Below are 23666 nucleotides of genomic sequence, written 5' to 3'. Positions count from 1 at the left end.
CTAATTTCCTTCAAATAATTCTGTATATTTACGCCGTAAGCGCGATGTAAATACTTCTTCACGGATCATCAAGATCATCCCTGTCATCATCATAAAAATTCCAGACAAAGGAGTAATAATCTGCAGTTCCTGCTCCGGTAAGAAGAGAATAAGGGGAGTGCTGAGTAGAATCCCCGTAATGACACCGCTGAAGATACCAAAAAAGCGAATGTAGCGTGTCAAATATAGCTGAGTAGGCTTGCCAGGGCGGATATTTTTTATATAGTCCCCAGACGCTCGAAATCCTTTGGCAATAGAAAGTGGATCTAAATTGACAAATGCAAAGCTATACGATAGCAAGAGCACTAGTAACACATAGATTCCTATCCCAATCTCGTTTCGTGTCGTGAAATAAACACCATACTGCAACAGAGAATTGTTTTTTAAAAAGTATGACAACAAAATTAAAAAATACTGAGGAAACGCCAAAAAGGTATAGGCATACATGATCGGCATTCCGTTAGAAGGATTGACGCGAATCGGCAAATAGGCTTTCTTAGCCATATCACTATTGATGGATACCCTTTGGATAGGAATGCGATATTCTGCCTTCTCAAAGACAACAGTCACATAGATACTCACTAAGGTCCAAACAAGGATAAACAGTGCATACAAGGCCTTAGGGCCTGCTAGGACAGTTGCAAAGACTGGAACAACCCGAAACTGGGAAACGATAATGCTTAAAAACATGATCAAGGTCGGTCCACCCACGCCATACGCTGCATTCAAATTCCCTAACCACATGAGGACAAAGGAGCCTGTTACCAATACAACCGTAGCCGTTGCAATCAGCTGAACAGAGGTAGGTTCTACATAGGTCAGCGTAAGGGCAATTCCCAACCCTTGAATGAGCGCAACAACTAGCATGACAAGCAATTGCTTTTGTTGTTGCAAGTTTCCTCCAGCTGGACGTTTTCGACCAAGTGCAAAGACCCTATTCAAGATGATGGAATACATCCATGGTCCTAAACCTAGGGAAAAGAGGCCGATATTGGCCAAACTCCCACCAGATAGGGCAGAAGCTACTTCCAAAGAAGAGTCTGCTTCCAAACTTGTTTGTGAAATAGCTACATTGGGCAAGGGAATATAGCGTCCCAAGAGGAAAACGATACTAATCAAAAATGAAAACAAGATTTTCTTGACGAGAGGATACCGAAACAAAATGTTTCTCATAGCATGTCAACCTCATCCTCTGACTGAAACAGGGCATGAATCGTATCAACCAAAACCTTTTTGGTAAAATAACCTTGATTCAACAGCATCCGAAAATTTTTGACCTTCTGAACCATCTGAGCATAAGTTTCCTCCGTCAGGCTGTCTAAAATAGCAGGAATATCATCCAAAGAAGAGATGGCAAATCCCAGTCCATTTTTGACAATGATTTCTTTATTCGATAAGGTAGTAGGTACAAAGACTGGGAGACCTGCTGCTAAATAAGTACTCAATTTATAAGAGGCGTTCAACTGATAATAGTCTCGGCCATCTCTCTGATTCCAAACCAAGCCAAATCCGCCATTACGTGCCAGATGACTCAACAACTCTGTTCCCGATTTCCAACCGTTGAGCTGTACATTGGCTCCCGAGAAATCCACTTGATCCGCTTCATCTGTAAAAATCTGAAGTAAGATGTCTGACTTCCAATCCTCGATAAAGGAAAAGCGTTTTGGTGAGCCTGAAAAATTCACAGTCTGTGAAAAACGTGGCTCTTCCTCGCTTAACGGTATGGTATGATCCCACATATGTTGGATAATGATTTTCTTAACCGTCAGTCCATGCTCTCGTAAAACATCTACCATCGCTTGTGAAGGAACAATCAGTACATCTGCCATATTATAAACCTCAATCACTTGGGGCATGAGGTAGTAATTTCCTTCAAACATCAAGGGTAGGACATCGTGGATAAAAATCGCTAATTTGATGCTGTAGCGTTTGATACACTGCAAGTATTCTTTCTCAAAACTGACTGGGTGCCATATCGGTGTTTGGAAAATCACGATATCGCCATGCGCCAATGCTGCGTTCATCCCATCAAAACGGGAAGCCTTCGAACTCGCACTTTCCTGACTAGAATCATAGTAATAAATTCCAATCTCTTTCATGCCCAGACTTCTACCAATATCTGCCACCATGGCTTGAGACATCAAAGCCACACTCCTAGAAGATTGACCGTATAGATTTGTAATATGTATCGCCATTATTTCGTTTCTGCTTTCTGTAAAAAATCTAATTTCTGCTCCAAGAGCTGGTAGGTAGCGCCTGTTTCTTGCCCTTTCTCTTCCAGCTCTTTTTTCCATATGCCTAGTAACCAGCGAAAATGCTGTAAAGTAATCGTTAAATCGCAAGAAGCTAGTACTAAATCAGCCAGTTTTTCATTCCAAATAGCTAATAAGGCAGGTACATCTATCTGCTCTGATTGAGGTATTTCCCGATAGACATAGTAATCCTTATTAACAAAGACAATCGATTGACTCTGTAAGTATAATTTATGACTGACCAAATCATGATTTCCTGGATAGATAAAGTGTTCAAATAACTGACGTTTATATAGCTTTCCCCATGGCATTTGGAAGCAAAGGGTATTAAATTGCCACTGGCTTTGCCGATTTATCGCTTCCTGCGGACTCAGTTTTTCAATACAAAAATCTTTGTCTAAAACATAATAATGAAACACTTGATTGGTTTCACTATAGGTGATATAATTTCCAATTGCAATATCGGCGTTTGTTTCCCATAACTTTTCCAATAAAACAGATAAAAAATCGTCTCTCAAAATATCTTTTGCCAAAAAGAGCGCAACGTAGTCACCAGTCGCTGTTTGTAAAGAGGTCGTAAGCGCCTCAGACATGGCTGTATTCTCATAACGGATATACCGAAGACGCTGATCACGATCTGCAAACTGCTTGCAGATGACAGAGGAGCCATCGGTTGACCCAATATCAACAACTAAAACCTCTAGCTGTTGATACTTTTGCTGGAAAATGCTGTTCAAGCATTCTTCCACATACTTCTCATCATTTTGAACGGCAACAAGGATGCTGACCAAGGGAGTTTCTGGATTTCTTCGATAATCTGCAACAATTTGCTTTATATAATAAACATCATCTGCAAATGTAATATCTGTATCAAAATTAAATTCAGCAGTATGTTTATGGGGCAATTTAACTTTTGAAGTTGCTCCCATCTTATACCACTCATACTCTGAGTCAATGTGACCTAAATCAACCAGCCATAGACCTTCTTTGGAAAGTTCCCAAGATAGAGCTTTGGCGGTCGGTCCTAACATTAAAAGAATTAACTTCTCTTTTCCATGTTGAACAATCTGTTGGCGAATCCATTGATAGTGACTGTAGGCATTCCGTGAAGGACAAATAATACGTTCTACACTGCGACAATTCGTAAACAAGTCATTTCCGACACCCGAGCGCGAAGTTTCCCCTTCTACAATCAAGATGTCCTGTCCTTCCCACAAACCACGAAGTTGAGAAAAATAATCGCCCACGGTACTCTTATCTTCCAAATCTATATACGGACGAGAAAGGAATGTACTCCCATACCAATCTGCTGTACAGATTTCTTGATATAGTGCCTGATAATGCTGTAAATGCTGGTCCCAAAATTGACGGCAAAAGGCATTATACCGTTCTTGTCGTTCAAATACGTCTGGTAGACATACCAAGAAATTCTCATCACTTTGATAAGCTAGGATGGTACGAAGCGTATTCGCCAACTCTGGAGTATAATCTTGATAAGGGATACTGGCTCCAGCAATAACATCGATCTCACCATCGCCAAAACGGGCGACCGAAACTCTATGTTGCTTGATAAACGCTAAACTTTCCCTATTATTTCTTACATGAAGTACTAATTCTTTCATCTGTCTCCTTTTTCATGGCAGAGCATTCTGTCTATTTCCATATCTGCGACAATACACTAAGCAGCGTCATAATCAGCCCTAGAATCATTGACAGGATTAATAAAATCTGGAAAACTGGAATCTTTTCCCTTTCCTTTTTTTTAGTGGGGACCTGATATCGTTCCGCCGACATTCGACTTTGAATACTCTCTTCCAATGGATTTTTTGTCATGATTATTCTCCTTATTAGTGAGTAATAGCTGAAAAGACTTGCTCAGCTTCATCGTTTTTATAGGGGGGGTGGGTAGAAATAAACTGTCATTTATTCGAAATGTTCGTTATTCAGCTAGCTTTTTCAAGAAAACGTTACCGAACTATTATGAGTCAGTTGTATCCCCATAATCTCTCCATCGCAATCATTGGTCTACTGATTTTCGGTACACACTGCTTTTAGGCACTCAACCATCTTTTCAGGAGTACTTTCAGGGACAATCTCTACATAGTAATCATCTTCCCTATGTTTTGTATTTGAAAATGCAAAAATACTTTTGCCACTTTCTCTTGCTTTCTGAACAATATCGTTTACTTCATTAAAGTGGTTAATATCTAAATAAATCGAAGAATCATGAAACATTTTTTCAAGCATTGGAGGTGTAACCATTGGATAGGTGTACGCATTTTTATACTGATCCAAATTCCGTAAATTAGGAGACATGAGCGTGTGAGCAGCGATATTAAAACGATATTCTGGCAATGATTGTATGAGATACTCGATATGTTCGATATCTCCAGAATTTGTTAAAACAAAGCATTCCTGCTTAAAGTTTAGCGAGAATATGCGTTCCATATCTTGCTTCTTGATTTTCCAGTAGGCTAGTAACTCCTGCCAATCTAAATTATGGTAAAACCACCAAACTTCTCGAGAGCTATTATATCCGTAATTGCTCCAAGGTTTATGATTTGTCGAATAGTGGAGTATAACTGGGGCTTCTCCATCTTTATAATACGCTCCTAACCATTCTGCACCAATCTGAGTATTGTATCGTTCAGGCAGAGGCAAGTAATCTGGATAGAAATGGTTTAAAACTGTCTGATCTCCCACTTTTAGGTTCGGTAAATGCTCTCGTGTGTAGCTAATCATTCGTTCTGTAAAGTCTTCATTGCGACAACGAACTAGATTAAACAACAAAACTCCCGCATTAAACTGCCCTGAGAACTCTCCTTGATTCCAATCTGGGACTGCTGCGATTGTATGATTATCCAAATTTAGACTGAAAAGTTCATCCAATTCCCCAGTAACAACGAGATCCACATCCAGGTACAAGGCTCTATCTTCTGTGACCACTTCTGGTATCATATACCGAAAATACGTTACATAATTGATATGAGAAAACGGTCCCGTAAACTTCGTTACTTCATTTTCAATCAATTTCACATCGCGAATACTGCAATTCAATTTCTCCAAATACTGTTCCATGACAAGAAACCATTCTTTAGGAATATCATCATTTAAGATATAAAACTTAATATTTTGGTTATGCGTACATACTGATTTAATAGCTGTCACGAGCTGATTGGTATATTTATTGTCCGCAGCAAATACAATTACATGTTGAGACATCATCAACCTCCTTTAAGATTACTGAAATTACTTTATTACATCGTTTTTAAAAACGCAATCAAGACTTCTGCCGAGCGTTTCCCTGCTTCGATGATAAATTCATCAAAGGTGATATTGGCATCTCCTTGCGCGGTATCACTCATGGCGCGAATGACAAGAAAAGGCAGTCCGATGCTATGAGCTGCTTGGGCAATGGCTGCCCCTTCCATTTCAACCGCTAAAACAGTTGGGAACTGAGCCTTTATAGCTGCAATCTTGTCTTGACCTGCAATAAAGCTATCTCCCGTCGCAATCAATCCACTATGGGCTGTGATAGCTTGTTGAGCAAGGATTTCCTTCATCTGTAAGAGAAGCGGTTTATCTGCTTCAAAATATAGGGGTTGAGCAGACATTTGACCATACTCGTAGCCAAAGGCTGTCAGATCCACATCGTGGTAAGCCAACTGATCTGCCACAACTACATCCCCAATGGCAATCCCATCTGCAACTGCGCCAGCTGAACCGGTATTCACAATCACATCAACCTGAAATTGCTGGGCTAGGATAGCCACAGACATGGCCGACATGACCTTTCCAACCCCTGATTGAACCAAGATCACCTCATGCTGGCCGAGTCTTCCAGTATAGTAGGTTCTTCCTAATACGATTTGCTCACTTCCACTCTCGAGCGCTTCCTCCAAAGCCTTCAATTCTTCCGGCATGGCTGCAATAATTCCAAATTTCATCTAAACTCCTTACCAAAAAAAGACTGCAATGAGAAAGAGAATAACTAGAAGAATGACCCAAAACAGCATTTTATTCACTTTGCTACGGAATTCCTCACGCTTAACGGTCTCAATCCGACGACTTTTGACAATCGAAGACTCAACAGGAATACGATGCGTATAGCCTTCACGGTAGCCTGTGTACTCCTCCTCCCATTCATCTTCGAATGCAAACTCATCCATTACATCCTCATCAGGGGCATAATAGCCAAAACGCTGTTGCTGCTTTTTTGGTTTCGCTTTCTCTAGTATCTCATCTGTCAATAAGGGCTTCCTCATTGCGCATTTCCTACTTTCTCATCAATTGTAACTGCTGAACAGCCATAATGGTCTTAGCATCACAAATATCGCCGCTAGCAATCAACGCAAGTGCCTCTTCTAAGCTCACATGATAGACTTCAATCACTTCATCCTCGTCCATAGGACGGGGATTTTCAACCTTAACCAGATTCTTCGCAATGTAAAGGCGTAAGCGTTCGTTGCAAAAACCGATTGCAGAATAAAAATCATACAAGAGCTCTAACTCACCAGTATAGCCTGTCTCTTCTTCTAATTCTCTAAGGGCAGCAGCTTTAGGGTCAGCATGTTCTCCAACTTCTAATTTCCCTGCTGGAATCTCATAGCTGGTTTGTTCAATCGCCTTGCGGTACTGCTTGACCAAAATCAGCTTGTCCTCAGGCGTCACAGCAAGAACACAGACGGCTCCCTTATGAAAAATCAACTCCCGCTTGGCTTCGCCGCCCATAGGAAGTGCCACATCATCCACAACGACATCAAAAATATGGCCCTTGAAAATCTCTGTCCGCTTCATGGTCTTTTCTTCGAATTTCATCATTATTCCTCCTTATCCTTTGGGTAATGGGGGAGGCGTTTGGCGTATTCAGCCTTGTTTTCCTGACGATTACGGCCAATGGCAACTGCATCTTGAGGGACATTCTTTGTAATGGTTGAACCGGCAGCTGTCAGGGCATTGTCTCCAATTTCAAGCGGAGCAATTAAAGTCGAATTGGAACCAACAAAGACATGGTTGCCAATCTTCGTCGCGTATTTGTTCTGTCCATCATAATTGACGGTAATCGTTCCAGCTCCAAAATTGACATCTCGTCCTACTTCCGCATTTCCAATATAGGTCAGATGACCAGCCTTGGTATTTTCACCGATTGTAGAGCCTTTTACCTCAACAAAATTTCCAATGTGAACATCTTTTGCTAGCTGTGATCCTGGGCGGATATGAGCATAAGGCCCAACTGTCACACCTTCTGCGATACGCGATTCCTCAATCATAGAGTTGGTCACAACCACGCCAGCACCAATTTCTGAATCGACAATATAAGTACCGTTTGTCAAGATAGTTTCTGCACCAATCGACGTTTTTCCTTTCAAGGTTACATTGGCTTCAATCTGCACATCTGGCGCAATCGCTACATCTATATCAATATAGGTCGCTGCTGGATTTGTAAAGCTAACACCATTGACCATATGTTTCTTGTTAATGCGGGTACGCATGACTTCTTCAGCCTTAGCAAGGGCCGCACGGTCATTGACTCCAAGACTTTCATCAAAATCACGGAGCACATAGGCACCAACCTTTTCACCTGCTTTACGGAAAATGCTAATCACATCTGTAATATAGTATTCTCCCTGTGCATTATTGGTAGTGATATTTTTCAATGCCTCAAATAAATGCGCATTATCAAATACATAGGTCCCTGTATTGATTTCTTTGATTTGCTTTTCAAACTCAGAAGCATCTTTTTCTTCGACAATCTTCGTCACTTCACCGTGCTGATTGCGCACGATACGACCGTACCCAAATGGATGATCAGCTTCTGCTGTCAAAATAGTGGCTACGTTCTTATGATTCACATGAAATTCAACCAAGTCTCTCAAGCTCTCCCCAGTAATCAAAGGAGTATCACCAGCAATAACCAGCGTCTGTCCAGTACAGTTTTGAAGGAGTGGCTCTGCCATCATGACCGCATGGCCCGTTCCAAGTTGTTCTGCTTGGGTCACAAACTCTGTCTGATCTGCCAAGACAGCTTCGACCATCTCCGCCTTGTGCCCAACCACTGTGACCATTTTTTCAGGAGCAATGGCAGATACACTCCGAAAGACGTGTTCCACCATTGAAATCCCTGCTACCTTGTGTAAGACTTTTGGCAAGTCCGACTTCATCCGAGTCCCCTTACCTGCTGCTAAAATAATTGCATAATTTGTCATTTTCTAATGTCCAATCTATCTCTGTTCCCTTCATTATAGCATATTTTCAAGAAGCAACAAAGTTAAGTCCTCCAAATGAACTACCAGAATTCATTATAAAATCTCTCTCCGTGAGGGAAAGAAATTTGCTGTTTAATTGAGCGGATAAACAACTTCAAATTCCTCTAAAACTACTCGACAATCAATGGAAAATGCGAGACCTAGCTCTGTCAGCCATTTGCTAAACAACTCTTCATGCACTCTACGCCAATAATCAAGCGACTTATCGCCTTCTCCTTCTTTAAAGGCATGGGCAGCTGAAACCTGATAAAAAGGCTCAATCGTTACTCTCTTTATTTCAATAACACAAACTGCCTGTCCACTGCTGTCCAAAATCACACTCCGCTCACCAACTTTTGGCAAGCTTTCTCCTGAAACAAGATATTCATCATAAACTGAGGCCGTTGCGGTTTTCTCCCCTCGCAAGACCAAATCAGCCAGTAAATCAGGCTCAGCACCAAACTGCCAAGCATCGATATCCTCTCCAATCTGAGGATTGATAAGGCGATAAGCCGCCCACATTTCTTCTGCTGTCATGATTTCTCCTTACTTTTTGTAAACTAAATCTTTTCTAAGCTAGTTTTTTGAAGCTTGATGACAGGCGACCCTTCCTTTTTTGCACACGACGAAAGCACCATCTAAGCGGCCAAAGTGTGCGCAAAGTCTTTGTGTTGAACCATAAGAGTCCTTGCAATTTCAATAGTAAGAGACTCCTGTGCAGATAAATCCCTCGCATAGTATCACAAAACCGAAGACTCCTGTGCTCTCAAACAGCGCCAGCCTGCGGAAATAATCCATGTCACTGCACCTTATTTCAAGCTCCAGCCACCGTCAATTTTGAGGATTTCCCCCTGCATACTACTAGCTTTTCCGCTTGCCAAAAAGAGGGTGACTTCAGCAATTTCTTCCGGATCCAGCCAGCGCTTAATCGGCGTTTCAGCCGCAACCCATTCCGCAAGACCTCCCTCTTCAAAGTCACTAGCCGTCATGGCTGTCTTGACCGCACCTGGTGCTAAGCCAAAAACCTGAATCCCCTTGTCTGCATAATCGATCGCCAGCTGCTTGGTAAAACCTGCAAGGGCATGCTTACTAGTCGTATAGGCTACACCGCCACCACCAGCTAGGAAACTAGCAATCGAGCACATGTTGATAATGATACCTGCCTTTTTTTCCAGCATCTTTGCCAAATAAAAGCGGGTAATCCGCATGCTAGCAAGTAAATTAATAGCTAAGATGTCCTCGATTTCTTCCTCACTAGTATCTAAAAGCGCCTTATAAGCATCCAATTTTCCAGCGGTATTGCAGAGAATATCCACTTCTGGCAGCCAGTCAAAAAGGGGCGCTAAGTTATCCCGCAAGTCTAGTTGTAGAAAATGAAAGGCACCGACCAATAGAGGATTTTCTCCCTTATCAACCCCATAGACCTCATAGCCATGCTCCAAAAACAGCTGAGCCTGAGCCCGTCCAATGCCTGATGAGACCCCTGTCACAAGGACTTTCTTAGTCATGGACTTCTACCCAGTCTGTCGCTAAGACATCGCACGGTGTTGGGCTCCACATAGAAAAACCTTCACCCTCGCCTGACACATTGATTAAAAAGTAGGGCGTTACTTCAAGCGCTACACCGTTTTGCTCAATCGTGTCAAAGAGTTGGACATAGTTTTCAGCCCCACCCCAGCCTGTACGGACGTATTTCTTCTTAGCCTTTAGACCTGGTAAAATGTCTTCAAATGTCATGTTCTACCTCTTTTCTATAGCGGACAGTTCCTCTGCCTGTCCTTCGCTACTCCATTATATCACAAGTCTTAGGTACACAAAAACACCAGCCATGTGGCTGATGTTCTAAGGAGATTATGAAAATATTTAGGATTGACTTTAGTATACCCTATCCTCCCATCTCTTTCATCCGTCTTAAGGCTGATTTAGTTGGAGCGGATAACAGATCGGTAAGAGCGAGCCGTTAAGAGATAGACAAGGAGATAGAGAGTGAAATACCCGAAACAGCTCCATAGGGCAACCTGTAAGACTAGACTACTATTGATAATTCCAATCTGCAGCAAAATCTGAGATAGAACCTTATAGGCAAAAGCCAAATGCAGAAAGGCAAAGCTCAGAGGAAGAAAGAAGACGGTCGCCATCTGCTTGCGAATACTCTGCTTGGTCTGTCCCTCGTCCAGCCCTACTTTTTGCATGATGACAAAACGTTCCCTGTCTTCATAGGCTTCTGATATCTGCTTGTAGTAAATCACCAATACAGTTGCCATAAGGAAGACCACAGATAGGAAGATTCCAATAAAGAAGAGGGAACCTGTAAAGGCAAAGGTACTAGCTCGTTCGGCTACGCGACTACCTGATCCCATCCCAGAAAGGGTGAGGGAGGCAGGTTGCTGATCCGGATTCAGCGCCTGCCAATTTTCCCAACGCTGTATCTGATCCTCTTCGGTCAAGCTAGTATCTACTCCGATATAGGTCTTCCTATTTGTCAACAAGGAAACATCGTCTAAATCATGCACAACTAGAATAAGCCCTGGAAATAGTTGGGTCATATTGTTCGGTGTCTGATAGGCTGCAAAATTCTTGGGCAGGCGCTTTTTAACCGTAAAGGATTGCTCCCCTATCACTAATGGTTGATGCGCATCAAAATCAACATTCTTGCTATAAACTGCAACCTGATCGCTTGACAAGTCTAAACGCTCACCTGTCATGCCTTTGTAAGAAGCTTCATCAAAGACATAAAGGACGTTGATGTCGTAAAAACTGAAGCCAGTCCTATTCTTATCAAGGAGCTTGACGTGATTTTTCTCCATCTTTCCCATAATGCCTTCAAAAAAGGTATAGGTAACTATCTTGCTGATTGGAACACCATTTTGCTCTAGGTTCTGTGAGGTCCATTCTTTCAGTACCGCTTCCTCATCAGCAGTAGCTACTCCATTTTTTTCAAATTGATAATGGTAGGTGAAATCATTTGGCTCCAACTGCTGAATCATATCATTTCCGCCAACATAGATATTGATTCCACCAATCATCGTAATAATAAACATGGTAGACAAAATCGCAATGGTCGCTAGCCCCATAGCGTTTTTTCGCATCCGAAAGACAAGATTAGACACAGAGATAAAATTCGCCGGCTGATAGTAATAGCTTTCTCGCCTTTGCAACCATTTCAAAAAGCTGATGATTCCCGCATGAAAAAGTATGTAGGTGGCAACAATAACGAGGACAACTGCTGTGAAAAAGACAGGCAGGGCCTTAATCGGACTCTCTACACTTAGGGATAGATAGTAGGCATAGACCAAAATTCCCAGTCCAAGCAAGGTTTGAAGTAGTAAAAATCGTCCTTTTGCCTCTCCTCGTTTCTGACCTTTCACTAACTGAAGCGAGGAAGATAGACTTAATTTTCCAGCATTTAGAACAGCCAAGCCGAAAAAAATCAAGAGAAAATACAAGATGACCGTCAGCGCATTGTTCCATTGGAAAACGGAAACCAACACCACCTTAACGTGCATGGTCTTGAGTAAAATCGCATAGATCAGCTTATCCAAAATCACTCCAAAAATGAGACCGAACCCCACTGTCACTAGAGAAAATAAAATAGTCTCAACTAAAGTCATTAGAAGCAGATGCCCTTTTTCTAGACCAAGAACTGTATAGATTCCCAGCTCTTTCGAGCGATTTTTCATAACGAAGCCATTGGCATAAAGGAGCATCATGGCAACCGTGAACAGAACGATATACTGGCCAAATTGGAGAGTCAGCGTAACCGTTTTTGCTCCGTAGACCTCTGCCAAGTGTGGATTGTGGCTAAGCGAGGTAAATAGGTAAGCAATCGTTGCGGATAATGCCGTCACTAGGGCAAAGGGATAGTACAATTTCCGATTTTTCAACAGATTAGTGCCTGCTAATGTATAGATAACCTTCCACATCCTACTCACCTCGATTCGCCATGAGGGTCAGCGTATCTGAAATCAACTGAAACATCTCATGTGAGGCACGATCTCCTCGAAAAATCTGATGATAGAGCTTGCCATCCTTGATAAAGAGGACACGTTTCGCCCGACTGGCTGCTGTTGTGGAATGGGTAACCATCAGAAGGGTTTGCCCCATTTCGTTGATTTGGTCAAAAATATCCAGCAAGGTGGCAGAAGACTTGGAATCAAGCGCTCCAGTTGGCTCATCTGCAAGTAGAATTTCTGGTTGCGTGATAATGGCACGCGCGACTGCGACCCGTTGCTGCTGACCACCTGAAATCTCATAGGGCATCTTATCTTTTAAGCTGGCAATTCCTAGACTATCAAGCACTTCTGATTGCCGCTTATTCATCTCATAGACAGGGACACGCGATAACACCAAGGGAAGGAGGACATTGTCCTTGACCGATAGGGTGTCTAGTAGGTTAAAATCTTGAAAGACAAAACCCAACTTCTCCCTGCGAAAGGCAGAAGCATCCTTGTTTTTGATTGTCTGGGTATCCACCCCATTTAAGAACACCTTGCCTTGGGTCGGCTTGTCTAGCATAGCTAAAATATTGAGTAATGTCGATTTCCCCGAACCTGATTCCCCCATAATTGCCACATATTCACCTTTTTCAACGGTAAAATGAATGTCTTTTAAGGCCTCTACCTGATTGGCTAAAAAGCGTGCCTGATAGATCTTCTGTACATGTTGAACGTCGAGTAATACCATTATAAACCTCCTTGTATTCCTTGAATCGCAAGTTCAGACATCCGTAGTCGATACTGTCTTGCCTGTTCAAACAGATGAATCTTCTGTCTGCTCAACTCTTTCTAGTCTTATGATAGCCCATTTCTTCCTATGCTACCTTAGCTTTAGCTCTCATTTGTCTTACATTTTTGTTAGTTTCGGTCAATCAAGCATCAGTTTTTCTTCTTTGAGGCAGATGCGTACCTGTGTACCTTGTCCTATTTCCGAGGTCAGACGGAAGGTCAGTCCCAACTTTTCACCAATTCCTTGTGCCAAATACAGTCCTAGACCAGAAGATTGCTGTGAAATGCGGCCATTGTAGCCTGAGAAGCCACGAGCAAAAATCCGTTCCATGTCACTTTTAGCAATGCCTATCCCTGTATCTTGGATGACCAGATCATCACCGTCTAGGTAAATCCAAATTTGTCCACCTACCGTATACTTAATAGCATTGGAAATAAATTGTTCAAGCAGGAGGCAGAACCATTTCTTGTCTGTTGCAAGAGTCAGCTCTAACTCGTCTAAGCGAAGCTCTGTCTTTTGCTGGATAAAGAAAATCGAATACTTCTTGATGACTTGCCGTACCAGAAGGTCAAGCGACTCACGCTGAACAAGCAAGTCTTCATGAAAAGATTCCAAACGCAAATAATGCAGAACCTGTCCTGTATATTGCTCAATCTTGAATAATTCCTGCTCCAAGGCCTGCCTCTCAGGACCAGCTGGCAAATCTCTCGCTAGCAGTTGACTGGCTGCAATGGGGATTTTCATCTGGTGAGCCCACAAGGTATAGTAGTCTTGAAAATCACTCTGACGCCTGCGCTCCTGATCCAGTTGTTGGCGCAACTCCTCTTCTAACTCTTGCACACGTGCTTGTAAGACTACTTCAGTTGCTGTTCCTCTCGTCACAAGCTCTTGCCTGCTTACCAAGGTAAACCGCTGCCACTCCTTGCCCATATCAAGGAAAACCACCACTCCAGCAATACAGGAAAGCAACAGACTGGCATAGCCAACAAGTGCATTCTCCACATGAAAGAGTAGACTAAAACCACCGATAAGAAGAATAAAGAAGAGCATGCCCAATAGGAACAACAAGCGCGTTGCCAGCCAGCGCTTAACAAAAAAGCCTACTTGTCCTTTAGTCATCGTGCTTCACCAATCCATATCCCATTCCTTTTTTGGTCACAATAAGATCCTGCAAACCCATATCCGCCAATTTGCGGCGCAAGCGACCAACATTCACCGTCAGCGTATTATCATCAACAAACAAGTCGCTATTCCATAATTCTTTCATCAATTCTTCCCTGCTGACAATGACCTGCGGCTGCTCGAATAAAATTCGTAGGATTTGAAATTCATTTTTGGTCAAATCTTCGCTCACACCATCATAGCTCACCTGCATACTTTTTAAGTCCAACCGAATGCCTTCAAAGGTCAATACCGTCTGCTCGCCCAAAAAGTCATAGGTTCTGCGTAAAAGCCCTTGAATTTTCGCTAGAAGAACTGTCATATCAAAAGGCTTGGTCACATAATCATCGCCACCTAGATTGATGGCCATTACAATATCCATTGGTTGATCACGTGAAGATAGAAAAAGAATCGGCACACGTGAGATTTTCCGGATTTCTTGACACCAATAATAGCCGTTAAAAAAAGGCAGACCAATATCCATTAAAATCAAATGCGGTTGAAATGCCTCAACCTGCTCTAAAATCAGCTGAAAATCCTCACTTTCAGCCACTTCATAATTCCAATTCCGAAGATTTTTTGCCACCAATTGACGAATAACTGTATCATCTTCTACAAGTAAGATTTTTTGCTTCATTGCACCACGTCCTCTCTTCTTCCATTATAAGCTATTTTCCTAGCAAAAAAACGAAAACCTACCATTTCTTTCTAACATTTTTGTCACCCAGTCGCCTCTATCGCTCATTTTGTGTAAATAGACGCAATTTTTTTGGCGAATGACGAATTCGACTTCTCTGAAACCAGTTTATGTAGTAGTTGCGACTATCCTTTTGATACGATATAATAGTTTAAATATATCATAGGAGTATTCTATGCCAAATCTACTGAATTACATTGAAGAAGTAGCCAATCACGATTTTTACGATTTACCCCTCAATCGCTTGGATATTCTAGCCTTAACAGAGATTTCCTATCTGCCTTTTGACGGCTTAGTTTCATCCGATGTAACCGTTCAGCAACTGAAGCGCTTGGATTATATCATTACGCAATTTGAAGAGAAAAATCATGGTGATACCCCCAATCTCTCTGTCACCATTACCCCAGATCGCATTAAGCTGCTCGACTTATTAAAAAATAGTAAACGTTTCAAGGCTATCAAAGCACTTGCCTATGTTAACGACTATGATAAGGAAGAGGAAAAGCAGTTTGCGGCCATTACCTACAAAGTTGGCCAAGACAAACTCGTCACGATTTTCAGGGGAACAGATGACACCATTATCGGTTGGAAAGAAGATTTTCATATGACCTACATGGCAGAAATCCCTGCCCAACAATCTGCAACCCAGTACCTTAACTCCATCATGCAGCTTCCAAACTACACGGTCTATGTAGCTGGACACTCCAAGGGAGGAAATCTCGCCATCTATGCCAGCAGTCAGCTAGAACAAAGAAATCAAGAACGCATTGCGCAGATTATTGCTTATGATTCTCCCGGAGTTCATCCTTCTGTAATTGAATCAGACGGTTATCAAGCAATGAAAGAACGCATCCAGTCTATCATCCCCCAAAATTCGATTGTCGGTATGCTACTTGAAACACCTGACAAGGCAGAGATTGTCGAAAGTAAAGCCTTTGGCCTGCTCCAACATATCAGCTTCACTTGGGAAGTTGAGGGACATGATTTCAAACTAGCACCTGCCTTGACGGAAAACAGTATCCAGATTGACACAACCTTAAAAACATGGACAGCCAGTCTAAACGAGGACGAACTCAAGCACTTCTTTGATTTACTGTTTGGTATGTTTATTGATGCTGGAATTGAACGCTTGAATGACTTTACCGTAGATACTCCTAAAAAAATCGGCCTCCTAATGGAGCAACAACAAAATCTAACCGATGAAGAACGAGAAATGCTCGATAAGCTCTTCCGCCTCCTAATTGATACCCGTTATCAGGTCTGGAAAGAAGCTCTGACAACGCCCTATGCAAAACTAGAAGAATGGTTTAAGAAGAAAACGGACAAGGGCGATTCAAGCTCACTGAAAAAATCGTTGGATAAAAAATAAGATGACAAAAAACCGAATGATGGTACTTTCTCAAGAGAGGCTAAGTAGCAATCGTTCGGTTTTTTAGCTTTTTATTCTAATTTTTCTAGTATTCGTTACATTTTCAATCACTCTCTTTTTTCAGTGACCTATAGAGGCGATTGGTGTTCTTTCTATTTAGCGTTACACTCATCAAAAATCGACATCTGACGTCGTTCACTCCCTATTTCCAACCTTCCACAATTCTCAATTGTGAAACCTAGTTAGATATTGATTTTTAGAGAGTATTATTTAAAAGCAAGGTGAGATTTTTTTTTCGTCCAACAACTAACGCACAAACAATCATCAGTACGATGCCTATTCCTAGAGTAAGATAGCCTTGATGCGACGTAATGTGCCTATTATTTAATTGATAGGCTATCTGTCCAGTCGTCACTATAAAGCTTCTCATGTAGGTCGTTGGAATTAAATGAGTCAGAGGCTGTAGAGGAACCACAAATTGTGGTAGCAAAACAGCTCCTAAGGTCATGAGAAGGGAAATAAATAGTCCCAACATCTGATTTTTCACCAAACACATGATAAGGTAAGTAAACAGGGCAACAAAACAAGAGGCTAATACAAACAATCCCAAACTTGGTGATATGGTCTGTCCAATAGCTGAAAAATAAATCTCTTTCGTTCCCTCCATATGGAATTTGATCGGATAATCAGGATTACCAACACCAAAAATAACTGCAGACACTGCCCCTAATACCAAAAGTAGAGCGACTGGCAATACAGTTCCCAACACGATAACGACACCAACTTCTCTAGTAACTCTCGTTGACATCTTAATTGGTAAAATCTGGAAGGTATCAATCTTATCACGGTAAATAGAGCCAAAAAGATTAGAAATCACAAAGACCAACATAATCGTCACAAGAAAAGGAAGATAATAGATCGTCAAATCTTGCAAAAATCCTATCGTTTTAGTGGGAAAAGTCATGTTTTCAAAAGGATAGTTTTTATCTGATAAGGCTTGGTAATACAGAAGCCCCTCCTTAAAACCTTGAATAGCAGCCTCGTCTGCTCCATTTTTTTCTAATGTTTTAACAGCTTTGCTTAAATGATTTACTTGTTCAGCATAAACAACAGCCCAATCATCACTGTTAATTGCCTTCAAAAACTCCTTTTCTTTAGCTAATTGTACTTGCCCATCAGACAGGGCTTGAGCGATATTTTCCTTTTCTTCAATCGATAGACCTTCTGCATTTTTATCTCGCTCTAGTTGTTCGACATATAGACCCATTTGTAACACAGTGGCTTCGACATCACTTTTTAGTATATCGTGGTTTCTGTTCCGACTATTCAGAAATAAGACGGACAGTGATAGAAAGAGTACCACAAGGTAAGAGGCCCACGTTAATTTATTCTTTAAAACTTTAGAAAATAATAATGTTATATAACTCATGCTGACACCTCGACCAATTTTTCCCGATGAAAATTCAGCATGACATCACAGTATTCAATAATGTCTTCTCTGTAGTGAGAGGAAATGATAATCATCTTTCCTTTGTCTCGCAATTTTTGTAACTCGGAAAAGATGACACCCCGACTTTGCTCGTCGAGTCCGTTTGTAATTTCATCCATGAGTAGATAACTGGCATCACTTACTAAATAAAGACTGATGAGAAGTCGTTGTTTCATACCAAGAGAATATTTTTTTATCGGAAGTTTGATATAATCCGACATGCCTAACACCTTAATAATACTTGTAATATCAACTGAGGATGCCCACTCGCTTTGGATAAATGTCAAATAGTCTAAACCTGATAAATTGATATCAAACCAATCAGAATCTTCAAAATAAAATAGTTCTTTCCTACCTTTAGAGGCTTCTGTCAATTTAAAATGGCCTGTTTCCACAGGTATCAAGCCCATAATCGCCCTAAAAAAGGTTGTTTTTCCCGAACCATTAACCGCCACTATTCCATACATTTTTCCCCTTTCAAAGCAATAAGAAAAATCTGTTAAAATAGGGTGCCTCGTTTTGAGGGTTAAATCATCTATCTTTAACATGGTTCCCTCCTTTTGAAAAAGAGGCAAGAAAAACTCACCTCTTTTTTAGGCTATCAATAGCCATTCGTAAACCAATTGACCCGTTCATATCGAATATCGTTCCAGCCTACCCACGTTCTTTCTGTGATGCCACACACCCATTTTCACGCTTTGCGATAGAGCTGTTAGATAACAGTTTCCTCTTGGAAGGCCTTGTTATTCTCCACTTTCTTTGAAATGAAATTGTAATTGTAATTGTCTCCGTTTTTATATCTTGCAATGCACATCAGACCCTCCTATTTGACACTGAGTTACACTAACGATACCTACGATAATGACGTCGCATCACTCTCTCGTCGCTATTCTATGCAACAAGGATAATGCCTTTATTTTTATACCTGTTCCGATTGAAGATTAGTAGGAGAATCACCCCCTCCTCCTCTTCAATCTCTATGGTTCAATTATATAGTAAGCGTTTTCTCTTGTCAATTTTTGGGTATTCTTCGCATTTTCCGAACCTTTTTCCAATAAAACATCGCTAGCGCTTCGTTGTTTAAAAATCGTTCCATTTAAACGAACAATTCCATTTCTCAAGTAGCTCTTTCTGTCCTAAAAAAGTTGCAGAAGATTTTCGGCAATAAAATAAAAACACTTTCTTGTCAAACACTCTGCTCTTTCCCAAAAGAAAAAAGCTATCGTCAACTATCTATGATGAAAGGAACTGACGATAGCGCTATACTCTCCAACAATCAACAGCTGACTCAGTAACACAACCGAAGGTAATTGAAATAAGAAGTGCACATACGTCCCTCAACGGATCAGCAAAGTGAATGAACGACGAAAGAAGCTGAACGTCACAGAGTAAGAGAAGTACCTTTTGCCTTAAATACCAGATTCTCCTTATCCAAGTCCATGGTTAAGGCATAGGTCTGCGCATCAACTTCCTTGATAAAACCTAGGATTTCCAATGCTCTGACAAAAATATCAGAGCGTCGTTGTAAAACTCTATCTTTTCGTGCAAATTTCAACAAAAAAGTCGTCATATACTTCATGGCATAGTCTTTGTTGACATCACCCAAAAGCTGATAGAGAACCTCTTGATCGCTTGATAAGGGAAGCTGGTTGGACAACTTGTAAAAATAAGATGACAAGGTCAAGCGCTCCCGAAGCGCATCAACTTCTTCCTCGATGATGACCTTGTTGGTGGAATTGCTTGTTGCAACCGTAAAGGTCACACGGCTTAATTCCTCAAAAATCGGACTGGTCGTCTCTACAAAAATTTCCTGATCTAGCCTCAAGCCCTCTAAGCTAGTCAAGCAAGAAAAGGCATTGGTATAGCGGCGATCTTGCCTGCGAATATAGCCTGCTTCAATCAAGCGATCCAATTGCCGATCGACAGTTGCAACCGTGGCAAATTCTTTTTTAATCTGCCGTAGGGTCACATCACTATGCTGGTCCAAATACTGAATGAGATCTTGAAAAAAAGCGGTGCGGGTTAGCTTGGTTGGATTGTAAACTTTAATCATGAAATTATTATACCACACAAAAAGTCCCACCTGGTCTACCAAATAGGACTTTGTCGATTCATAGATTAGTTGCCAAAGCTTTCTGTCAACTGTGGAACCACTTGTTTTTTACGAGAAACAGCTCCTGCAAGGAAGGCATGGTTGTTTTCAAGTGTGAAGTTAAAGGCTGCTTCGACCTTATCCATGTTGCGACCAAGAGCTAGGATTTCAGAATTTGAGTTGACAATATCCGTAATCATCAAGACAAAATCTGAATAGCCATTTTCCTTACTTGCAGCTTCAATGGCTGCTTCGATTTCTGCTTGGCGCTCCAAAACTTCTGCAATATCAACCGTATTGACCTGTGCCACACGAACGGCGTTACCGTTTAATTCGAAGGTTTTAGCATCGATGTCAATCAATTCATCAGCTGTTTTGCTAGCAAGATTGGTTCCTGCTTTGAGCATGGCAAGTCCGTATTCTTCCAAGTTAACGCCTGCTAGTTCTGCTAATTCTGTAGCGACTTGTGGGTCACTTGCATGAGTGGTTGGAGATTTGAGCAAGAGTGTGTCCGAAATCAAACCTGACAAGAGTAAACCTGCCACTTCTTTTGGTGGTGTCAAACCATTTTCCTTGAAGGCACGGTAAACGATGGAAGAAGCTGATCCAACTGGCTCCAAGCGCATGTAAAGAGGATTTGCTGTTTCAAAATTCGCCACACGGTGGTGGTCAACAACTGCAACTACTTCTACTTCTTTAATATCAGAAATAGATTGCTGGAATTCATTGTGGTCTGTTAAGATGACCTGCGCTACACCTTCTGCCTTAGCAGATTCTACCACGCGCGGTGCTGTTACTCCAAAATAGTTAAGAGCAAAGGCTGTTTCTTCATTTGGTGTCCCAAGCGCTACGTTTTCCGCATCACGACCAAAAGCCTCACGCTCCAAGTAAGCCCAACCATAAGAAGACGCAATCGCATCTGTATCAGGATTTTGGTGACCAAAAACTAACAATTTTGACATGTTCTATTACCTCTTTAAACAGTATTCATTCTATTTTAGCATATTTTTTAGCACTTGCAAATCATTCCTCACTCTCGATTTGCAAAACGTTTTCAAAAAGAGTAAGATAGTAGGTAGAACAATGGAAAGGAAATTCTTATGAAATTTACAGATTATACCTATACACGGCCTGACTATACCCTCGTCAAAGAAGACTTATCTCATCTAACGGAACAATTACAGACGGCAGATTCAGCAGAAAAAGCCATTGAGGTGGTCAAAGCTATTACAGCCATCAACTCGACCCTCGACACGCAGATGAACTTATGGCACATTCGCCATACGATTGATATGACGGATGAATTCTACAATGAGGAGACCAGGTTTTGGAATGAACACCTCCCCCTCTTTGAAGAATTAACAACTGCCTACTATCAAGCCGTTTTAGCTAGTCCATACCGTGCAGCATTAAGTGAGTTCTTACCAGAAACCTTCTTCATGTTGGCTGAAAACAAGCAAAAGATTTTCTCCTCTGAAGCTATTCCTCTTTTCCAAAAGGAAAATGAACTCGTAGACCAGTACAGGGACTTGATTGCGGGAGCAAAAATTGACTTTGAAGGTCAAAACTACAACCTTGCCCAAATGGCACCCTTTGCCCAATCAACTGACCGTGCAGTCCGCAAGGCTGCTTCTGACGCTTCAACCGCTTATTTTGCAAGTAAAGAAGAAGAGTTCGACCGTGTCTATGATGAATTGGTCAAGGTTCGGACTGAAATTGCCCATACTCTTGGCTTTAAAGACTACGTAGAATATGGCTATGCAGCCATGAATCGCTTTGACTACAACCGCGATATGGTTAAGGTCTACCGTGAAGAAATTCTCAAACATGTCGTGCCAATCGTGCAAAAACTACGCGAACGCCAAGCAAAACGCATTCAAGTGCCTAGCCTCAAACACTATGATTTAGCCTTGGAATTCTTAGACGGTAATCCAACTCCTCAAGGAGACCCTGAATTTATCGTCGGAGAGGCACAAAAAATGTACCACGAATTGTCAGCAGAAACAGGGGAATTCTTTGACTTTATGGTGAAACATGGGCTGCTTGACTTGGTTGCAAAAACTGGTAAAGATAGCGGAGGTTACTGTACCTATATTCCAGATTACAAGAGCCCATTTATCTTTTCGAACTTCAATGGAACAAGTGGCGACATCGATGTCTTGACCCACGAAGCTGGGCATGCCTTCCAAGTCTATCGCTCACGTTGGATTGCTAGCCCTGAAGTCATCTGGCCAACTTATGAAACTTGTGAAATCCACTCCATGTCTATGGAATTTATGACCTGGCCTTGGATGGATCGCTTCTTTAAAGAACAGGTGAACAAATATAAATTTGGTCACCTAGCAGGCGCCCTTCTCTTCTTGCCGTATGGAGTTCTGGTCGATCATTTCCAACATGAAATTTATGAAAATCCAACCATGACACCTGCAGAACGCAAGGCTACGTGGAAACGTTTGGAAGAACTCTACCTGCCTGACCGTGATTTCTCTGAATCAGAAGCACTTAACCGTGGTATCTTCTGGTACCGTCAAGGACATATCTTTGCAAGTCCGTTCTACTACATTGACTATACTTTAGCCCAAGTCTGCGCCCTCCAATTCTGGAAACGCACGCAAGTAGACAAGGACGAAACTGCTTGGGAAGATTACCTCCGTATCTGTGACCTCGGTGGAACAAAATCCTTCCTTCAAGTCGTTGCTGCTGCAAATCTTGAATCACCCTTTAAAGAAGGAGCTCTCGCAGCAACCACCAAGGCAGCTAGCGATTGGTTGGACAGCGTAGATGATGCAAATTTTTAGGAAATCCTAGCACTAGTAGATGAAGAAAACACTTGAATCATAAAATAATTAACGATTACAAAGAGCGCTTTGACCGTTTTTAGTCAAAGCGCTCTCTTTCTCTTGAGATAACGTCTATCTCTTTCTTTGCAATCTTTCAAACAGAAAGTTCAGTAGTACAAAGAATATGGAAATACTTATAGATCTTAAAAGGAGTACGGCTGCTGCTAGCCAAAAAGACTCGTTATAAACCAAAAAAAACAGGCTACATAGTCCGAAAACAAGACTAAGGTAACTAAGTAAATACTTATACCGAGTTTTTGAGAGAAAATACTGGAGAACTATCACTAAAATAATCATAACAAAACTCCTTTTTCACTCAATTCCAACTTGCTGTTACAATACCGTTGCCATCACAGTACACAGTTCCTGTATAGCCAAAGCTTTCAATCCTCATGGATACAGGATGAATTTCAATATCAAAAGCTCCCTCAAAACTACTTCTAGCAGCATTTCCATACATCGAAGAGGAGGTCGAAATTTTCCAGAAAAATCCTGTATACGAGCCATAAGCATTCACTGCAGTTACAGTTAGAAGGCTAACTCCTATTGTGAGAACAAATTTTAAATATTTTTTCATGATTAGCTCTTTTCCTAAAATTAAAACATGCAAACATCAACAGAATAGAACGTGACAGCCCCTCCTTTTATTTTTTAAAACGTTTTCATGTTTTCATTGTAACACTTTTGGAATAAAATTCAAGTAGTTCTAGCAATATTTTTGCAGTAATCGCCCTCCCTAAAATAAGAAAATCCTCCC

At 41.4% G+C, this 23666-nt stretch carries 23 protein-coding genes; 2 read left to right on the top strand and 21 right to left on the bottom strand.

Annotation, left to right across the window (positions count from 1 at the left end):
• From secY2 to A4H00_RS06605, 16 genes are all read right to left on the bottom strand, one after another.
• Positions 1 to 1212: an accessory Sec system protein translocase subunit SecY2 gene (gene secY2 / locus A4H00_RS06680; RefSeq protein WP_067088422.1), complete on the bottom strand. Its 1212-nt coding sequence runs from the start codon at positions 1210 to 1212 to the stop codon at positions 1 to 3.
• Positions 1209 to 2234 (bottom strand): sugar transferase, encoded by a 1026-nt coding sequence (locus tag A4H00_RS06675; RefSeq protein ID WP_206281826.1) that lies wholly within the window; start codon positions 2232 to 2234, stop codon positions 1209 to 1211. The genes secY2 and A4H00_RS06675 overlap by 4 nt, the downstream gene beginning before the upstream one ends.
• Positions 2234 to 3913, bottom strand: a complete 1680-nt coding sequence (locus A4H00_RS11850; protein ID WP_067088418.1) for an SP_1767 family glycosyltransferase — start codon at positions 3911 to 3913, stop codon at positions 2234 to 2236. Before A4H00_RS11850 ends, A4H00_RS06675 begins: the two co-directional genes overlap by 1 nt.
• 31 nt (positions 3914 to 3944) lie before the next feature.
• Positions 3945 to 4124, bottom strand: a complete 180-nt coding sequence (locus A4H00_RS06665) for a hypothetical protein (protein WP_067088416.1) — start codon at positions 4122 to 4124, stop codon at positions 3945 to 3947.
• 192 nt (positions 4125 to 4316) lie between these two features.
• Positions 4317 to 5513, bottom strand: a complete 1197-nt coding sequence (locus A4H00_RS06660) for a glycosyltransferase family 8 protein (protein WP_067088414.1) — start codon at positions 5511 to 5513, stop codon at positions 4317 to 4319.
• A 35-nt stretch (positions 5514 to 5548) separates the two neighbouring features.
• Positions 5549 to 6238, bottom strand: coding sequence for a 5'-methylthioadenosine/adenosylhomocysteine nucleosidase (locus A4H00_RS06655; RefSeq protein WP_067088412.1), 690 nt, complete (start codon positions 6236 to 6238; stop codon positions 5549 to 5551).
• Between the two features lie 9 nt (positions 6239 to 6247).
• Positions 6248 to 6556, bottom strand: a complete 309-nt coding sequence (gene macP / locus A4H00_RS06650; protein WP_067088410.1) for a cell wall synthase accessory phosphoprotein MacP — start codon at positions 6554 to 6556, stop codon at positions 6248 to 6250.
• A gap of 10 nt (positions 6557 to 6566) precedes the next feature.
• Positions 6567 to 7109, bottom strand: coding sequence for an NUDIX hydrolase (locus A4H00_RS06645; RefSeq protein ID WP_067091530.1), 543 nt, complete (start codon positions 7107 to 7109; stop codon positions 6567 to 6569).
• 2 nt (positions 7110 to 7111) lie between these two features.
• Entirely contained in the window at positions 7112 to 8497 is a 1386-nt protein-coding gene (gene glmU, locus A4H00_RS06640) for a bifunctional UDP-N-acetylglucosamine diphosphorylase/glucosamine-1-phosphate N-acetyltransferase GlmU (protein ID WP_067088408.1), read from the bottom strand.
• Between the two features lie 132 nt (positions 8498 to 8629).
• Positions 8630 to 9073, bottom strand: coding sequence for an ASCH domain-containing protein (locus A4H00_RS06635; protein ID WP_067088406.1), 444 nt, complete (start codon positions 9071 to 9073; stop codon positions 8630 to 8632).
• Positions 9074 to 9345: 272 nt separating this feature from the next.
• Positions 9346 to 10044: a 3-oxoacyl-ACP reductase gene (locus A4H00_RS06630; protein WP_067088405.1), complete on the bottom strand. Its 699-nt coding sequence runs from the start codon at positions 10042 to 10044 to the stop codon at positions 9346 to 9348.
• Positions 10037 to 10273 (bottom strand): DUF2829 domain-containing protein, encoded by a 237-nt coding sequence (locus tag A4H00_RS06625; protein WP_067088403.1) that lies wholly within the window; start codon positions 10271 to 10273, stop codon positions 10037 to 10039. The genes A4H00_RS06630 and A4H00_RS06625 overlap by 8 nt, the downstream gene beginning before the upstream one ends.
• A gap of 185 nt (positions 10274 to 10458) precedes the next feature.
• Positions 10459 to 12459, bottom strand: coding sequence for an ABC transporter permease (locus A4H00_RS06620; RefSeq protein WP_067088401.1), 2001 nt, complete (start codon positions 12457 to 12459; stop codon positions 10459 to 10461).
• 1 nt (position 12460) lies between these two features.
• Positions 12461 to 13219 (bottom strand): ABC transporter ATP-binding protein, encoded by a 759-nt coding sequence (locus A4H00_RS06615; RefSeq protein WP_067088399.1) that lies wholly within the window; start codon positions 13217 to 13219, stop codon positions 12461 to 12463.
• Positions 13220 to 13399: 180 nt separating this feature from the next.
• Positions 13400 to 14380, bottom strand: coding sequence for a sensor histidine kinase (locus tag A4H00_RS06610; protein WP_067088397.1), 981 nt, complete (start codon positions 14378 to 14380; stop codon positions 13400 to 13402).
• Positions 14373 to 15059 carry a response regulator transcription factor gene (locus A4H00_RS06605; protein ID WP_067088395.1) on the bottom strand — a complete coding sequence of 229 codons (687 nt, stop codon included), beginning with the start codon at positions 15057 to 15059 and terminating at the stop codon, positions 14373 to 14375. Before A4H00_RS06605 ends, A4H00_RS06610 begins: the two co-directional genes overlap by 8 nt.
• 235 nt (positions 15060 to 15294) lie before the next feature.
• Here A4H00_RS06605 and A4H00_RS06600 point away from each other — a divergent pair, with 235 nt between their 5' ends.
• Entirely contained in the window at positions 15295 to 16488 is a 1194-nt protein-coding gene (locus A4H00_RS06600; RefSeq protein WP_067088393.1) for a DUF2974 domain-containing protein, read from the top strand.
• A gap of 256 nt (positions 16489 to 16744) precedes the next feature.
• On the opposite strand, the gene A4H00_RS06595 is transcribed toward A4H00_RS06600, so the two are convergent.
• The 4 genes from A4H00_RS06595 to A4H00_RS06580 form a co-directional block, all read right to left on the bottom strand.
• Positions 16745 to 17917 carry an ABC transporter permease gene (locus tag A4H00_RS06595; RefSeq protein WP_167541356.1) on the bottom strand — a complete coding sequence of 391 codons (1173 nt, stop codon included), beginning with the start codon at positions 17915 to 17917 and terminating at the stop codon, positions 16745 to 16747.
• Entirely contained in the window at positions 17914 to 18525 is a 612-nt protein-coding gene (locus tag A4H00_RS06590; RefSeq protein WP_067088389.1) for an ATP-binding cassette domain-containing protein, read from the bottom strand. Before A4H00_RS06590 ends, A4H00_RS06595 begins: the two co-directional genes overlap by 4 nt.
• Positions 18526 to 19358: 833 nt before the next feature.
• Positions 19359 to 20030: a DUF1803 domain-containing protein gene (locus tag A4H00_RS06585; RefSeq protein ID WP_067088387.1), complete on the bottom strand. Its 672-nt coding sequence runs from the start codon at positions 20028 to 20030 to the stop codon at positions 19359 to 19361.
• Between the two features lie 65 nt (positions 20031 to 20095).
• Positions 20096 to 21031 (bottom strand): manganese-dependent inorganic pyrophosphatase, encoded by a 936-nt coding sequence (locus tag A4H00_RS06580; protein WP_067088384.1) that lies wholly within the window; start codon positions 21029 to 21031, stop codon positions 20096 to 20098.
• A gap of 138 nt (positions 21032 to 21169) precedes the next feature.
• On the opposite strand from A4H00_RS06580, the gene A4H00_RS06575 reads away from it, so the two are divergent.
• Positions 21170 to 22867: a M3 family oligoendopeptidase gene (locus tag A4H00_RS06575; RefSeq protein WP_067088382.1), complete on the top strand. Its 1698-nt coding sequence runs from the start codon at positions 21170 to 21172 to the stop codon at positions 22865 to 22867.
• Between the two features lie 358 nt (positions 22868 to 23225).
• On the opposite strand, the gene A4H00_RS06565 is transcribed toward A4H00_RS06575, so the two are convergent.
• Entirely contained in the window at positions 23226 to 23486 is a 261-nt protein-coding gene (locus tag A4H00_RS06565) for a hypothetical protein (RefSeq protein ID WP_157770989.1), read from the bottom strand.
• Positions 23487 to 23666 lie beyond the last annotated feature (180 nt).

Source organism: Streptococcus marmotae (genome assembly GCF_001623565.1).
In the GTDB taxonomy this organism is placed as follows: Bacteria; Bacillota; Bacilli; order Lactobacillales; family Streptococcaceae; genus Streptococcus; species Streptococcus marmotae.
The sequence above is the reverse complement of the archived record's forward strand: the minus strand, read 5'-3'. Positions and strand labels throughout refer to the sequence as shown.

Bases quoted from the DNA above. Each gene is read 5' to 3' on its own strand.
- A4H00_RS06665 (WP_067088416.1), bottom strand. From the start codon at position 4,124: ATGACAAAAAATCCATTGGAAGAGAGTATTCAAAGTCGAATGTCGGCG.
- A4H00_RS06675 (WP_206281826.1), bottom strand. From the start codon at position 2,234: ATGGCGATACATATTACAAATCTATACGGTCAATCTTCTAGGAGTGTG.
- A4H00_RS11850 (WP_067088418.1), bottom strand. From the start codon at position 3,913: ATGAAAGAATTAGTACTTCATGTAAGAAATAATAGGGAAAGTTTAGCG.
- secY2 (WP_067088422.1), bottom strand. From the start codon at position 1,212: ATGAGAAACATTTTGTTTCGGTATCCTCTCGTCAAGAAAATCTTGTTT.
- A4H00_RS06660 (WP_067088414.1), bottom strand. From the start codon at position 5,513: ATGTCTCAACATGTAATTGTATTTGCTGCGGACAATAAATATACCAAT.
- A4H00_RS06615 (WP_067088399.1), bottom strand. From the start codon at position 13,219: ATGGTATTACTCGACGTTCAACATGTACAGAAGATCTATCAGGCACGC.
- A4H00_RS06625 (WP_067088403.1), bottom strand. From the start codon at position 10,273: ATGACATTTGAAGACATTTTACCAGGTCTAAAGGCTAAGAAGAAATAC.
- A4H00_RS06610 (WP_067088397.1), bottom strand. From the start codon at position 14,380: ATGACTAAAGGACAAGTAGGCTTTTTTGTTAAGCGCTGGCTGGCAACG.
- A4H00_RS06620 (WP_067088401.1), bottom strand. From the start codon at position 12,459: ATGTGGAAGGTTATCTATACATTAGCAGGCACTAATCTGTTGAAAAAT.
- A4H00_RS06655 (WP_067088412.1), bottom strand. From the start codon at position 6,238: ATGAAATTTGGAATTATTGCAGCCATGCCGGAAGAATTGAAGGCTTTG.
- macP (WP_067088410.1), bottom strand. From the start codon at position 6,556: ATGAGGAAGCCCTTATTGACAGATGAGATACTAGAGAAAGCGAAACCA.
- A4H00_RS06635 (WP_067088406.1), bottom strand. From the start codon at position 9,073: ATGACAGCAGAAGAAATGTGGGCGGCTTATCGCCTTATCAATCCTCAG.
- A4H00_RS06565 (WP_157770989.1), bottom strand. From the start codon at position 23,486: ATGAAAAAATATTTAAAATTTGTTCTCACAATAGGAGTTAGCCTTCTA.
- A4H00_RS06585 (WP_067088387.1), bottom strand. From the start codon at position 20,030: ATGATTAAAGTTTACAATCCAACCAAGCTAACCCGCACCGCTTTTTTT.
- A4H00_RS06595 (WP_167541356.1), bottom strand. From the start codon at position 17,917: ATGAGTTATATAACATTATTATTTTCTAAAGTTTTAAAGAATAAATTA.
- A4H00_RS06590 (WP_067088389.1), bottom strand. From the start codon at position 18,525: ATGTTAAAGATAGATGATTTAACCCTCAAAACGAGGCACCCTATTTTA.
- A4H00_RS06575 (WP_067088382.1), top strand. From the start codon at position 21,170: ATGAAATTTACAGATTATACCTATACACGGCCTGACTATACCCTCGTC.
- A4H00_RS06645 (WP_067091530.1), bottom strand. From the start codon at position 7,109: ATGAAATTCGAAGAAAAGACCATGAAGCGGACAGAGATTTTCAAGGGC.
- A4H00_RS06600 (WP_067088393.1), top strand. From the start codon at position 15,295: ATGCCAAATCTACTGAATTACATTGAAGAAGTAGCCAATCACGATTTT.
- A4H00_RS06605 (WP_067088395.1), bottom strand. From the start codon at position 15,059: ATGAAGCAAAAAATCTTACTTGTAGAAGATGATACAGTTATTCGTCAA.
- glmU (WP_067088408.1), bottom strand. From the start codon at position 8,497: ATGACAAATTATGCAATTATTTTAGCAGCAGGTAAGGGGACTCGGATG.
- A4H00_RS06630 (WP_067088405.1), bottom strand. From the start codon at position 10,044: ATGACTAAGAAAGTCCTTGTGACAGGGGTCTCATCAGGCATTGGACGG.
- A4H00_RS06580 (WP_067088384.1), bottom strand. From the start codon at position 21,031: ATGTCAAAATTGTTAGTTTTTGGTCACCAAAATCCTGATACAGATGCG.